The sequence below is a fragment of the Alteromonas sp. KUL106 genome, from assembly GCF_009811415.1.
GTDB lineage: Bacteria > Pseudomonadota > Gammaproteobacteria > Enterobacterales > Alteromonadaceae > Alteromonas.
In genome coordinates, this window is sequence record NZ_BLIG01000015.1 from 46,792 (window position 1) to 60,697 (window position 13,906).

The 13,906-nt window shown below is 46.1% G+C and carries 11 protein-coding genes; 3 read left to right on the forward strand and 8 right to left on the reverse strand.

Annotation, left to right across the window (positions count from 1 at the left end):
* Positions 1 to 3: 3 nt before the first annotated feature.
* The 7 genes from GVO63_RS05290 to GVO63_RS05320 all read right to left on the reverse strand — a co-directional run bounded on the left by GVO63_RS05290 (position 4) and on the right by GVO63_RS05320 (position 7,300).
* On the reverse strand, positions 4 to 1,494 hold the full coding sequence (locus GVO63_RS05290; RefSeq protein ID WP_159578398.1) for a UxaA family hydrolase: 1,491 nt from the start codon (positions 1,492 to 1,494) through the stop codon (positions 4 to 6).
* 125 nt (positions 1,495 to 1,619) lie between these two features.
* Positions 1,620 to 2,636 (reverse strand): LacI family DNA-binding transcriptional regulator, encoded by a 1,017-nt coding sequence (locus GVO63_RS05295; RefSeq protein ID WP_159489299.1) that lies wholly within the window; start codon positions 2,634 to 2,636, stop codon positions 1,620 to 1,622.
* Positions 2,637 to 2,804: 168 nt separating this feature from the next.
* Positions 2,805 to 4,100, reverse strand: coding sequence for a TRAP transporter large permease (locus tag GVO63_RS05300; protein WP_159578455.1), 1,296 nt, complete (start codon positions 4,098 to 4,100; stop codon positions 2,805 to 2,807).
* Positions 4,100 to 4,582, reverse strand: coding sequence for a TRAP transporter small permease (locus GVO63_RS05305; protein WP_159578399.1), 483 nt, complete (start codon positions 4,580 to 4,582; stop codon positions 4,100 to 4,102). The genes GVO63_RS05300 and GVO63_RS05305 overlap by 1 nt, the downstream gene beginning before the upstream one ends.
* Positions 4,583 to 4,584: 2 nt before the next feature.
* Positions 4,585 to 5,568, reverse strand: coding sequence for a TRAP transporter substrate-binding protein (locus tag GVO63_RS05310; protein ID WP_159489303.1), 984 nt, complete (start codon positions 5,566 to 5,568; stop codon positions 4,585 to 4,587).
* A gap of 32 nt (positions 5,569 to 5,600) precedes the next feature.
* Positions 5,601 to 6,446: a 5-dehydro-4-deoxy-D-glucuronate isomerase gene (kduI, locus tag GVO63_RS05315; protein ID WP_159578456.1), complete on the reverse strand. Its 846-nt coding sequence runs from the start codon at positions 6,444 to 6,446 to the stop codon at positions 5,601 to 5,603.
* A gap of 95 nt (positions 6,447 to 6,541) precedes the next feature.
* On the reverse strand, positions 6,542 to 7,300 hold the full coding sequence (locus tag GVO63_RS05320) for an SDR family oxidoreductase (protein ID WP_159578400.1): 759 nt from the start codon (positions 7,298 to 7,300) through the stop codon (positions 6,542 to 6,544).
* A gap of 253 nt (positions 7,301 to 7,553) precedes the next feature.
* Between GVO63_RS05320 and GVO63_RS05325 the strand changes: the two genes are divergently transcribed.
* From GVO63_RS05325 to GVO63_RS05335, 3 genes are all read left to right on the forward strand, one after another.
* Positions 7,554 to 8,732 (forward strand): DUF4861 family protein, encoded by a 1,179-nt coding sequence (locus tag GVO63_RS05325; RefSeq protein ID WP_236552064.1) that lies wholly within the window; start codon positions 7,554 to 7,556, stop codon positions 8,730 to 8,732.
* 440 nt (positions 8,733 to 9,172) lie between these two features.
* Positions 9,173 to 11,029: an alkaline phosphatase PhoX gene (locus GVO63_RS05330; RefSeq protein ID WP_159578402.1), complete on the forward strand. Its 1,857-nt coding sequence runs from the start codon at positions 9,173 to 9,175 to the stop codon at positions 11,027 to 11,029.
* 64 nt (positions 11,030 to 11,093) lie between these two features.
* Positions 11,094 to 12,836 (forward strand): hypothetical protein, encoded by a 1,743-nt coding sequence (locus tag GVO63_RS05335; RefSeq protein WP_159578403.1) that lies wholly within the window; start codon positions 11,094 to 11,096, stop codon positions 12,834 to 12,836.
* A gap of 53 nt (positions 12,837 to 12,889) precedes the next feature.
* Here GVO63_RS05335 and GVO63_RS05340 read toward each other — a convergent pair whose 3' ends face one another.
* Positions 12,890 to 13,873: a glycosyltransferase family 2 protein gene (locus GVO63_RS05340; protein ID WP_159578404.1), complete on the reverse strand. Its 984-nt coding sequence runs from the start codon at positions 13,871 to 13,873 to the stop codon at positions 12,890 to 12,892.
* Positions 13,874 to 13,906 lie beyond the last annotated feature (33 nt).

The following is a 13,906-nucleotide window of genomic DNA, read 5'->3' on the forward strand; positions in this document are numbered from 1 at the left end:
CTTTTAGAGTGTGACGCCGCGTTTCCAAATGGCAATGTCATGGCTGCCATTTTTCTCGTTGCAGGTTTGTTGACCAGATGCTACTGCCAAGCAGTGTGAAAGTAGCGCTTCGGCACACTTATCAATAGATACACCTTCGAGAACTTGCCCAGCGTTAAAATCTATCCAATGTGGCTTCTTATTAGCGATATCCGAATTAGACGATATCTTTACTGTGGGTACAGGAAAACCAAGGGGCGTACCTCGGCCTGTGGTGAATAAAACGATGTGTGCCCCCGATGCTGCCAATGCTGTGGAACTGACGGCGTCATTTCCAGGGGCTTGTAACAAACTCAAGCCTTTGTCTTGCTTGGGCTCGCCGTATTGCAAAATAGACTGAATGACAGAGGTTCCCCCTTTTTGAACCGCACCGAGTGATTTCTCTTCTAGCGTGGTCAACCCTCCAGCTTTGTTGCCCGGAGAGGGGTTTTCGTAAATAGGTTGATTGTGGGCGATAAAGTAATGTTTAAACTCATCGATAAGCGAATTAAACGCTTTGAATACGTCTTTATTTTTCGCGCGATTCATCAAGAGTTGCTCAGCACCGAACATTTCAGGAGTTTCGGTTAAAATGACCGAGCCACCTAAATTACACATTAAATCGGTGACGCGTCCTACGGTGGGATTAGCGGTAATTCCGCTAAAAGCGTCGCTGCCACCGCACTTCATACCTAAGGTCAATTCGCTGGCGTCTGTGGGCTCGCGTTTGTCGTTTGCCATCACTTTCAGCAAATCGTACACCGCATTTACCCCTTCTTCTAGTTCATCTACTACGTCTTGGGCGTTATAGAAGCGAACCCGATTTTCAGGCTTATCAACATGGGGCAGCAAGTTCTTTAACTGGTTGTTCTCACAACCCAGGCCGACAATTAGTACTGCGCCAGCGTTAGGGTGCGATGCCAATGATGCCAGTATCGTACGGGTGTCATCTAAATCATCGCCCAGCTGAGAACAGCCAAAAGGATGAGTAAATGCACGAAAACCGTCGCACTCAGAAGCAAACCGTCTGGTACATTCATCGGCAATACGCTGTGCTGTGCGATTAACACAGCCTACCGTATTTATGATCCACACTTCATTGCGGATACCTACTTTGCCGTTTTCTCTTCGGTAACCCATAAACTGTAAATGCGAGGGTGTACTAGAGTGTTTTATACCCGTATGCGATGGCTGATAAAGGTATTTTTCAGTGCCGTTTAGCTTAGTTTTGACATTGTGACTATGGACATGATCGCCGGTCTCAATGTGACTCAACGTCACGCCAATACTAAAGCCATACTTGATAATATCACTACCAGGGGCAAGGTTGCTTAATGCAACTTTGTGTCCTGCCGGGATGTCTTGATTAGTGGTAATGCCATATTCAGCGATGTAGGAGCCAGAAACGATAGGGGAGGTCGCAACGGCAACATTATCACTATTATGCACTTTCACGAGTTGAGTTTTAATGTCCATCTGACGTCCTACCATTTAAATTTATACTTAATACTTTCTTGCTTTTAACATTCTTTTTATTTAAATGCCACCGGTGGCATAATAGGTGTAAAAAGAAGTGCAAGCAACACTTCATTGTAAAAAAATCACACTTTTTTAATTGAATCGCGAATAATGAGGTGAGGTTTTACTAAATAAGTTTCGGTTTCACTGACTTGGCTGCCCTCAATATGGGCAATTATCTTGCGTGCTGCGATAGCGGCCATATCACCAACCGGGCGTTGCACAGTAGTGAGCGCGGGAATGACTCGTGCGGCAAGTAAGTTATCATCGAACCCAGCAACAGAAAGGTCATCTGGTACCGTGATCCCCATTTCATGGGCCACTTTGAGTACACCCGCAGCCATATCGTCGTTGTTAGCAAAAATAGCTTTTACCCGAGGCGACTGAATGAGCAAATGTCTTGCACATTCAATACCGCTTTCGAAGGTGTTTTTTCCTTCTATCACTCTGTTCTCTGGTACTTCAACACCTAAGTCATTCAGTGTTTCCACAAATCCTTCTAGGCGCTCTTTTGACGAGTAGTACTGCTGAGGGCCACTGATAATACCAATGTCTTTGTGGCCTAACGACACCATATAGCGGGCGAGGTCACTTAAAGCCGCTCTGTCATCGCTCACGACAATGTTTTGATGATCATCTAAGTCAACCGAGGCCATTCGAACATAATTGATATTTTTTTGTTGTAACGTGTCAGCCAGTTGTTTTGCTTCGGACACCGGTGGCAATATGATGACACCGTCAATGTTAGAGCGACGCACAAAGCTAATGCAGTCTTCCACAAATCCTTCTGTGTTGTAGCGACAGGGGTGAACGACCAACTCATAGCCTTTCTGAGAACAGATACTTAATACACCTCGTTGTACTTGGTCAATGTAGAGCGCATCGGGGTTGTCGTAGATAAGGCCTATCAAATAAGAGCGGCTGGTACTCAAACCTCGCGCTTGCTTATCAGGGGCAAAACCCGTTTCTTGAATGATAGCTTCAATGCGTTCGCGAGTGGCTTTACCCACATTGGTTGCACCGTTAATAACACGGGAAACGGTGCGCTTAGATACCCCCGCAAGGGCAGCAACATCATTAATAGTAGGGCGCTTGTTCATAGTTCTCTGTTTTTCCGCGCTATTTTGTTGTTATTCTCGATATTAACACACAAATTGAGGCAATATATTCTTGTTACTTAAAAGTCACGCTGAGTGGGTCATTAACTATGCGGACTGGTATTACACAGTATTAGTAGCTGCATATTACGTTGGCATAAACGTTCCTTTTTAGAATCCTAAGGCGCGTGGCAGGGCTTCACTAAACCACGCAACATAAGTGACCAGCATGAGCACCACGAACATAGCAATGTACAACGGGATGAGCGGTCGAATGATGTTTTCAAGCTTAGTTTTCGCAATTGCACATGTGATAAATAGGACTGCCCCTACTGGTGGTGAGCATAAGCCTATAGACAGGTTGAGTACTAACATGATCCCGAATTGAAGCTCACTCATGCCTAATTCTAGCGCTACAGGTAAAAATATTGGGGTAAAAATCAATACAGCAGGGGTCATATCTAAAAACGCCCCAACGACAATAAGAAGCAAATTAATTAGCAGGAGGATTAGCAGTGGATTATCACTGACCGACAATAACGCATTGCTAAGGGTTTGTGGAATGTTTTCGAAAGAGAGTAGCCAAGACATCGCCGTTGACGCTGCAATCAGTAGCATTACAATTGCTGTCGTTTCCGCCGCTTTTAAAAAAATATCAGGCAATGCCTTCGCTTCAACTTCTTTATAAAACACCACCGCTAACAATAATGAATAAACCACGGCAATAGCGCCAGCTTCGGTAGCGGTAAACACGCCGCCAACAATGCCGCCAATAACCAAGAAAATCAGAAACAACGAGGGAATGGCTGCAACCGTTTTTTCGAAAACCACTTTGAGCGGCAGTCGCGGTGATAAAGGGTATCCTTTTATTTTTGCGTAGATAAAACAAACGAGCATGAGTGCCAGACCGACCATAATGCCGGGTATATAGCCGGCCATGAAAAGGGCGGCAATAGAAACACCGCCGCTGGCAATAGCGTAAACAATTAAGATATTGCTTGGCGGTATTAACATGCCTGTGGTTGACGCGGCGGCGGTAACCGCAGCGCTAAAGTTTGGCTCATAGCCTGCTTTTTTCATTTCAGGCAGCATAAAGCTGCCAATAGCGGAGGTGGTGGCAACCGCAGACCCTGAAATTGCACCGAATAGCATACAAGATACTACGTTTACCAAAGCAAGACCGCCGGGAAGGGCGCCAATAAGTGCCATGGCGCATTCTATTAATCGCTTGGCTATACCTCCTCGCCCCATGATTAAGCCAGAGAGTACGAAAAAAGGAATGGCGAGTAATGCAAAACTGTTCAGGCCACCTGCCATACGCTGCGCAATAGTAATGGATGCTGGTGCAAGGTCCATGCTCATTACCATAGCAAGCAATGTGGCAACGCCAATACTGATTGAAATGGGAACGTTTAATAGAAGTAGTACGAAAAAGGTGACGACTAAAATGATACCGGTCAGTTCCATCACACTGACTCCTTATTATTGTGTTGCCAAAGCGAAATAATGTTAGCGAACGCATACGCAATGATAAGGGCGCCAGACAGCGGAAGCACACTGTAGATTACGCCCATTTTTATGCCGAGAGCAGCAGATATTTGCTCTAGCTCTAAAGTAAGAAGGACAAGTTCAGAACCACCGTACAGCATAACTAACACACAAAATACAATAACGATAATTTCGACACAGGTGAGTAACACGCGCTTTGTATTACGTGACTGACGTTCCACGATTAAATTAAAGCCTAAATGGGCATGTTGACGGTATGCGTAGGCTGCGCCTAAGATCCCAATCCATATCAATATGAATCTTGAGAGTTCTTCGGTAACGGACGCAGGGTCTTTGAGCACGTAGCGTGAGAACACTTGCCAGATTACAGTGAGCAATATACTGACCATTGCCATAATCAGCGTTCCTGCTAGAGCTTTATCAATGAGGCGTAGTATCATCGTTACATCGCTTTTATTTGATTAATTAACGTGCCAATTGGCGTGTTTTCAAAACTTTCGTGAAAAGGTTTCACGGCTTCTACGAAAGGTGCTTTGTCTGGTGTTATCACCGTCACGCCCTCGGCTTTTACTTTTTCTAACGAGGCTTGCGTTGAGGTTTTCCAAAGCTCACGTTGATATTCAACGGAGTCTTTCATTGCTCTGGTTAACCAGGTTTGCTGCTGTTCGTTAAGGCTGTCCCATACTGGTAACGATGCAAGCATGATATCGGGCACGCTTGTATGCTCATCAAGGCTGTAGTAGCGCGCGATTTCGTAGTGTCGAGAAAGGTAATAGCTAGGAGGATTGTTTTCTGCGCCATCTACGACACCTTGCTGAAGTGCAGTGTAGAGCTCTCCCCAGGAAACGGGGGTTGCAGCTCCCCCGAGTGCGCGCACGGTCGCTACCGCTGTCGGGCTATTCAATACGCGAATTTTCAGCCCGTTTAAATCGCTGGGGTGTGCGATAGGTTTATCGTTAGTGTAAAAGCTACGGCTACCTGCATCATAATAACCCAGACCTTTCAGGCGAAAATCCTCTATCCCCGAAAGCAAGGTATCGCCAATGTCGCTATTTAATACTCGCCAGAAGTGATCGTTATCGCGAAAAATGTAAGGGATACTAAATATCTTCATATCCGGTGCAAAGCCTTCCAACGGGCTGGCAGACACTTTTGTCATAGCGAGAGAGCCAATCTGTAACAGCTCTATCATTTCCCGTTCGGTGCCTAATTGGCTACCTGGGTAAATGACGACACTCATCGTTCCCTCAGAATAGTAATCGAGGCGCTCTCCTAGATACTCCATCGCTTTATGTACGGAGTGTTGAGTATCAAGGGTATGTCCTAGGCGCAATACGGTGACTTCGCCTTGAATTTCATTTTGAGAGCACGCTGTCGATAGCAGTAGTGCAGTGGCAGAGAGCGTGAGCTTTATATACTGCAACATAAATCATTACACCTTAGTTTTACTTTGAGTACTTAGCGCAGTTGTGATGGAGGGAATTTGTCCATGTCATCGTAATCAAGGTTTTCACCTGCCATTCCCCAGATAAATGCATAGCTACCCGTTCCTACGCCACAGTGAATTGACCAAGGTGGAGACACTACGGCTTGTTCATTTGCAATAAAAATATGGCGGGTTTCGTGCGGCTCTCCCATGAAGTGGCATACACGGCTCTCGCTATCCATATCAAAATAGAAGTAAACCTCATTGCGTCTGTCGTGCTGATGCGCTGGCATGGTGTTCCAGACTGAACCTGTGTGAAGGCGCGTCAATCCCATTTGTAGTTGGCAAGTATCAACGACGGTGTTGATCAGCAGTTGTTTAATGTCGCGCTGGTTCGATGTTTCTTGGCTTCCTAAATGCAGCACATTCGCATCTTCACTTCCTATTTTCTTGCATGGGTAGGCGTGGTGTGCTGGCGCGGAATTTAGGTAGTACTTGGCGGGATTAGACCCGTCGTCAGACGCAAAAATAACGTCTTCATTGCCTTTCCCGATGTATAGTGCTTCTTCATTATCTAAATGGTAGGTGGTGCCGGCAACCGTGATGGTGCCAGGACCGCCAATATTAATTACCCCTACTTCGCGACGGGCGGTAAAGAAAGGCATTTTTAGCTGATCTTCAATGGTTTCGAGTGTTAACGCCGACGTTGTGGGGACGGCGCTCCCCAGCATAAAGCGTTCGTAATGGGTGTATATCCAGACGACTTCTCCCTCTTTCATAAGGGTGTCGACGAGAAACGCGTCCCGTAATTCTTGGGTATTGTAAGCGTTAGCCTCTTTACGGCCGATGGCATATCGAGTGTCTATTTTTTCGTTCATGGCAGCTTTCTCGTTCATGGCAGCTTTCTCGTTCATGACTGTTTCCTCGTTCATGACTGTTTCCTCGTTCATGACTGTTTTCCTTCGTTCGTAAATTATCGAGCTAAAAAGCCGCCATCGACTGCGAGGATGTGGCCGTTGATATAATTGCTTGCTGTGCTGGCTAGAAATACAGCGGCACCGGCTAGGTCGTCGCTTTCTCCCCAGCGATTTGCAGGAATGCGGGCACAAATTTCCGCGCTTCGCTTTTCATCATCCTGAAGCGCTTGCGTGTTATCCGTTTTAATGTAACCGGGTGCAATTGCATTGACCTGAACATTGAACTGGCCCCACTCGTTTGCCAACGCTTTTGTCAGGCCCGCTATCGCGTGCTTACTTGCGGTATATGCAGGAACGGTGATACCGCCCGTATAACTTAGCATTGACGCGATATTGATGATTTTTCCTTGTCCGCGCTCCACCATTTTCTTACCGATGGTTTGGCTGAGGAGAAAAGCAGCGTCTATGTTGACTGCAAGCACATTTTTCCATTCCTTGAATGGAAAATCTGTGGCAGGCGCTCTGAAGATTGTGCCGCCGTTGTTCAGCAGAATGTCAATATGCCCTTTAATGCTTAATGCATCTTTGGCAAGTTTGATGACTGCGTCCGCATCGGCGAGGTCACCACTAAGTGCAATAGCGTCACCACCATCACGTTGAATTTTGTGCACCGTTTCGTCACAACCCCCAGCTTGTGAACTGGCACAGATAACAAAGGCACCAGAAGCCGCTAGTGCCAAAGCAAGCGCTTGACCTATACCTCGGCTAGCCCCAGTCACTAATGCAGTTTTACCCTCTAGGCTAAAGTTGACCATGTAATTTACCTTTCACTAAATGGTTCATTGATGTGCCGAATGTTGTCGACATACTAAATTGAAAAATTTCGTTAACAAAATTTAAAATAATTGCCACCGGTGGCATTTGTCAATATATTGTTTAAAAATATCGTCAATTAGTTCAGTTTGTTAACAACCGGTGGAGAGCAGAAAAGTGAATAAATACAGCAAGGTAGGCCTATTTCTTGTGCCATTTTTGGCAAGTTGCTCACAAGGGGAAATAAATTCGATAATGTCTGTTGAGGTTAAAAATTCAGCAAAAGGAGGCAGCGGCGAGCAAATCGTAGAAATTTCACTTCCCTTGCAATATACGAATTGGAGATTGAAACACAACGCTTCAGAGTGGATTGAGAATGATGAAGGGCGTTCAGTACTACTAGGCGCTGTTTCTATCGCGCCGGGGACCAGTGAAACACTAGAACTTGTGCCACCCCAGAGCGCCTCAGATGTCAACGTTCAAGACAGAGCGCATGCTGAGCTTTCGGTAAGAACGGGAGGGGAGTGGCAAGACGCAGCGTATATCGCCAACGGCTTTACTTTTGAAAACGTTTCCTCATTCACATCACCTCCTCAGTTGACTGATCATTCTTACTTTTTGCGTTACGAAGGGCCTGGCTGGGAATCGGATAAAATGGGCTATCGACTTTACCTTGATTGGCGCAATGCCATTGATGTATTTGTGAAAACAACGGACAGCGTTGTTTTACCCGACGTCGGGCAAGACGGCTACGATAGCTATCACAATCTATCCTCTTGGGGAGGAGATGCCCTTAAAGTCGGCAAGTCATTGGGCGTAGGTGCGCTAGGTCGATTAGTAGAAAAAGACGCGCAAGTGTCTGCGACAGTGTCCTCAGAGGCACCGTTGAAACAGACAGTCATGCATTTCCAGCACGTCGATAATACGCATTACCAACTGGTATCGAATTCACAACTTCGGGCTGAGTTTGATGTTATTTATCAAGGGTGGTCATCATCCGAGGCAAAAGCCGACAGTATCGACGTTACCACACGCTATCGTATTGATGCGTTTGATCCGACAACTCACATCAGCGTTTCCTTATCAGCGCCCTCAAAAAATATTGTCGCAGGTTTGGTTGCCCATGATGGAATGAAAGTCATTAAGGCTGAACAAGGTGAGTGGGGAGTGGTCGCTACTTGGGGAGAGCAGAGTATTTTGGCAGATAATGACAGTCTTGGATTAGCGCTTTTTTATCGAATCGACCAAGTTGAAAAAGTGTTTGAAGGTGAGCATGACCACCTTGTTTTGTTTAAACCACACACCACGTTAGACTACAAAATACTGGCGGTATGGCCTACACGCAGCAGTGATGTGCAATCTGCAGAGCAGTTTGAAGACTATCTCACGAATAAACTTAACGTGTACAGTTATCCGCTTACCGTATTGAATTAAAGTATATCAAATCAAAAGGTTAACGGGCTGCGGCGAAATGCGCAGCTCGTTTGTTAACGGACGCGTTTGGCCTTTTTCTTCTGCTTTTATCCTCGCAGCCCCCTAGCTTTTTCACGCGATAATTTCTTTTGGCGTGGATTGCATAAATGCTCTGACCAGTAGGGTGAAATAAATAATTCATAAATTGACTACGTGGTTTAATTTTTCTTTATGGCATATTCAATCATCCCAATGATTTCAACGCTCCCGTAAATTTTCGCTACGGCTTTGTTAGTTTTTCATACCCCCGTGTCAATAAAGCTTCATTTTGCTGTCAATTCACTGTCACCTGAATGTCACAAATGTCCTCCAGACTTTTCGACCGCTAAGACCGTTTACTGAGGTAAGTCATTGACTTATCTCCACTCAACATTGAAAACAAGTATAAGCAAGGAACCATAATGAAAAGCGATACTCTTCGTGGAATTAAGTATTCAGCGATTGCATTGGCAGTAGCACTTGGCATGTCTGCCTGCTCACTAGAGGGTGATGATGGAGAAGATGGCGTTCAGGGTCCCGCAGGTGAGCAAGGCCCAGTGGGTGAACAAGGTCCTGTGGGGGAGCAAGGTCCTGAAGGTGCCACAGTCGGAAAACTTACTCGAATTGCGACCGTTCCCCTGGGGGCAGAAGTTACGGGCATTTTCCTAACGGAGGAAGGTGACTTGTTTTTCAACGTACAGCACCCGTCAGGCACCAATGCGGCGACGACCAGTGTTAACGCGATGCCAATTAATACCGGAACGGTAGGTGTGCTTGCAGGGGCCAACTTCAACAATTTGCCTGTTACATTACCAAACTCTCCGGTACCGAGTTCAGATGAAGAAAAAGAACTGGTTATTTCTGCTATCGGTCAATATCAAGTGCTTGGACAAACCGGTGATACCTTTGGAACTGACTTACCTGAGGGCCTAGGTCACATCTATACATTAGATGGCGAAGAATTGGTGCTAGAAAACGATATGCCTGACTTTAATGGCTTTATTTCAACCGCAGAAGGCGAAGGGTACCTTTTCTCGAACTGGGAAGAGCTTCCAGGCGGTATGAGCCGCATGAAAGTAGAAAAAGACGAATTTGGCATGTGGGAAGTCACTGAAGCTATGATGCTCGACTTCTCGCCCGTATGGGGCACTGCGGCAAACTGCTTTGGTTCAATGTCACCTTGGGGCACCCCGCTGACCTCTGAAGAGTGGGTAGTAGATTCGGCTGTCGATACAACCACATCGCCTAACTGGAATAACCCAGAAGCCGTATCCACCGATGCGCGCTTGGGGCGTATGTGGCAGATGACAGCGCCCGATGCGCCAAACCCTTACAACTATGGCTATATTGCGGAAGTAACAGAACCGTTGGCTGATGAGCCGGTTATTGTGAAGCATTTTGCCATGGGCCGATACGAGCACGAAAACTCAACGGTCATGCCTGATGGGAAAACGGTGTATCTTTCTCAGGATGATACGGGTGGCGTATTGTTTAAATTTGTCGCCGATACAGCGGAAGACTTATCAGCAGGCACACTTTACGGCGCTAAACTGACCCAAGATGCTGGGCAAAATGACCCAGCAACAACCGGTTTTGCGGTTGAGTGGGTTGAATTAGCCAGCGGTGACAACCTGACTATTCGTGCGTGGATTGATGAATATAACGGTATTGGTACTGACGATTACGTAGAGGGGCAAAGTTCGTACATCACAATGGCTGACGTTCAGGCTTGGGCAGATGGCGACGCGACCTACCCAACGGTAGAGGAAGGAGGGTCCAGCGTAACGGCAGGACAGCCAATGGATAACCGTGTTGCATTCTTAGAGAGCCGCGCAGCGGCCCGTCTTAAAGGGGCCACAGCAGAGTGGAGAAAACTGGAAGGTATCTCTATTAACCAGAAACGGGCAAAAGAGGCCGTTGAAGGTGTAGATACGATTGATGGTGAAATAGTAAAGAATGCATATCTTTACATCGGCATTGCTGATATCGACAACACGATGATTGACGGCGAGGGTGACATGCAGCTTTCTGCACGCGTTAAAGATTGTGGTGGCGTGTATCGTGCCAAGCTTGAAGAAGGCTACAACATCTCACGTATCGAACCTGTTGTAATGGGTGGCACATACCGTTCAAGCCTGACGGGCGCAGAGCGCTGTGACGTTGAGCAGCTGTCTCAGCCAGATAACGTGGTAGTGATGAACGATGGCCGTATTCTTATCGGTGAAGACGGTTTCCAAGAAAACAATACGCTGTGGATGTATGAGCCAGCAGATAAGTAAGTTTTCTTTTTAATTAAAAATATTCCGGGTATCTATGTGCCCGGATGTTTTCGTTGTGACGATTATGACAATGCTAAAAACAATTTTAGGTGCGAGCATTCTGCTTTCACTATTTATAAGCGCCGGGTGCTCTGACAACAAAGCTACTGATGTAGGCAATGAATCAAATGCACAATTGAGCACACCTAGCCACGCTGCTGATGCGCAGGTGGTGTTGACGACCCAACAATCAATAGACGGTACGCCGACTTACCCTTACCAAGAAGGGGATGCTATTCCCGCACTTGCGTATATTGCGCACAATGAGGTGTATAACCCCGAGTCAGTGATTCCTCCGCAGTGTTATACCAAAACCGACGGAGTGAACAATCCATGTTACGCGTGCCATCAAAGTTACGACGGGATAGAAAAGCGCCCTAATCAAATGGGTGACGGTACGCTGCAGGGTAACTATGAATTTTCTGATGTAGGGCTAACGAACAGCTGGAAAAACTTGTTTATTGACCGTACATCGCTAATTGCGGGCATTGATGATGCCACGATCAGGAAATATGTAGCGCAAGACAACTACACGGCATCGCTTGAAAATAACGTAATGCCAGAATACATGCGTATCGAGCACTTAGCCGCGGCTGACAAAGCGTTTGATAGTAAAGGATTCGCTCACGATGGAAGCGGGTGGGTGTCATACAATTACAAGCCTTTCCCAAGTACCTTTTGGCCAACTAACGGATCGACTGGCGACGCCATGATCAGGCTTCCTGAAGACTTTCAAACGCTAAATGGCGAGTATAACAAAGCTATTTATACATTGAACCTCAGCTTGGTAGAAATGGCGCTTAAAGCGCTTGAAACATTAACGGTTGCGCCGGTCGACGAAGTAGCGCTTAAACTTGATGTAAACCAAGACGGCAAGCTGTCAAATTCAGTGACTGAAATTGCCCGCTCTTCTCACTATGTTGGTGATGCACGTGCAGTCCCGTTAGCGCATATGCTTTACCCCGAAGGCACAGAATTTCTGCACACCGTGCGCTATATTGGCGTAGACGATAAAGGGAATATCTATAATGCGCCGCGTATGAAAGAAGTGCGCTACATGAAAAAGCACATGTTCAGAAGCAGAGAAAGCTTGGCGTCTGCCTACTATGCAGAAGCCAAGGACAAACATTTTGAAAAGTTGCCTCAAACCCGCTATTTGGGTGAGAAAGGGATAGATAACGGCTTTGGATGGACGATCAATGGCTTTATTGAAAATGAAAAGGGCGAGCTTCGTGCACAACACGATCAAGAGCTAGCTTTTTGTAACGGCTGTCACAAAACCGTTGGGTCAACGTTCGACCAAACATTTTCATTTGCTCGCAAAGTACCTGGAGAAGCGGGGTGGGGCTATATCAACCTGCGTGAAATCGAAGATGTGCCAAATATTAACGAGGAAAAAGGGGAATTTCTTACTTATATGGAGCGTGTAGGCGGTGGTGACGAGTTCCGTCAAAACGGCGAAATGCTGGCTAAATGGTTTGATGAGAAGGGTATGGTTAAAGCCGAAGACGTACAGCGTGCCAAATCAGTGTACGAGATCATTACGCCCTCGCCAGAGCGCGCAAATGCGTTAAACAAAGCCTATTTAACCATAGTGAAAGAACAAAGTTATTTGTTTGGGCGGGATGCGACGCTAACCGAGGCGACCAATGTGTTAAGCACCATTGATGCTGAGCAGCCACCGCTGAAGCCTGAGCATCGTTTTAAGTGGGATATGCGTTTAGACTGGCAGAAAGACAAATCGAGCGCTATCGCAGATGCGAGGTAGCGCTCGGTTAATTTCGGTTTAATTGGAAAACAAATAGTTTCCCTGTAAGTGATTTATGCCGTCGAGCTTAAAAGGTCTGTACCTTTCTCTGGCGAATGGAAAGACGTGAATTCGACATTATCATAGGCGGTTTTAACCGACGCTTGATCAGCTGCAGCGTCCGCTTTGTCTTCATTTTTATGTTGGGGGAGCTGCTTAATTTTAATGCCATGTTGATTGTAGTCAGCATTAATAAAGCCTTCTTTCGCGTAGGCATTTAATACATTCATACATGGATAAAAGCCCCATTTTGAATGAAATCGCTGTGCGTTATGAACAAAGTCTAGAAGGTGATTTACTGGGCATTGATAGTTAGGTCTGTGTGGTGCGAACGTCCGCGTTGGCAGCTGTTCCAGAGAAAAACCTAACGCCCTACAGTTGGTGAAAAAGTCTTCGTCGTTTAGTCCGAAACCCGCGTAGCCTTCATCGAAGCCGCCGGTTTTCTGAAAGTCTGCCTTACGAATAAAAAACACTGTAGAACAAATACTATCGTCACTAAACTTTCCATGATTAATTTCCTGATCTCTTGAAGGGATTTCGTTATTGTCGTCTTGCGGTAACGTGTCGTCATTACTCGCTAAATAACCAATTTGTTTTTCGTCTCTCGAAATGTGTAAATACGGCTTGTTGCATTGCTCACTCGGAAGAAAAACCACCGAAGTAAATACAACCGCGCTGTCTCTAAGTGCAAGTAAACCGTCCTTGAACAGTGAAGGTGCAATGACGGCATCAACGTTCAAATACACTAAATTTGCATGTTTAGCGGCGAGCATTCCTTTGTTCCGCGCCTTGGCGATGGGTAGCGTTTCTTGCGTCGTAAACTTGTGAATAATGTCAAATTTTTCACTGCGAACAAGTGACAAATCAGAAGGTGGCGCCATCCAAACAATCACTAGCTCATCGGGCGTTGGTGAGCATTGTTCCAATTGAGAAATTAAACTACATAGCTTTTCTGTTCTGCTTTTAACAATAGTTACAGCACTTATCGGTGAACGCATACCCTACCTCCTTTACTTATCGTTTGAATGCTT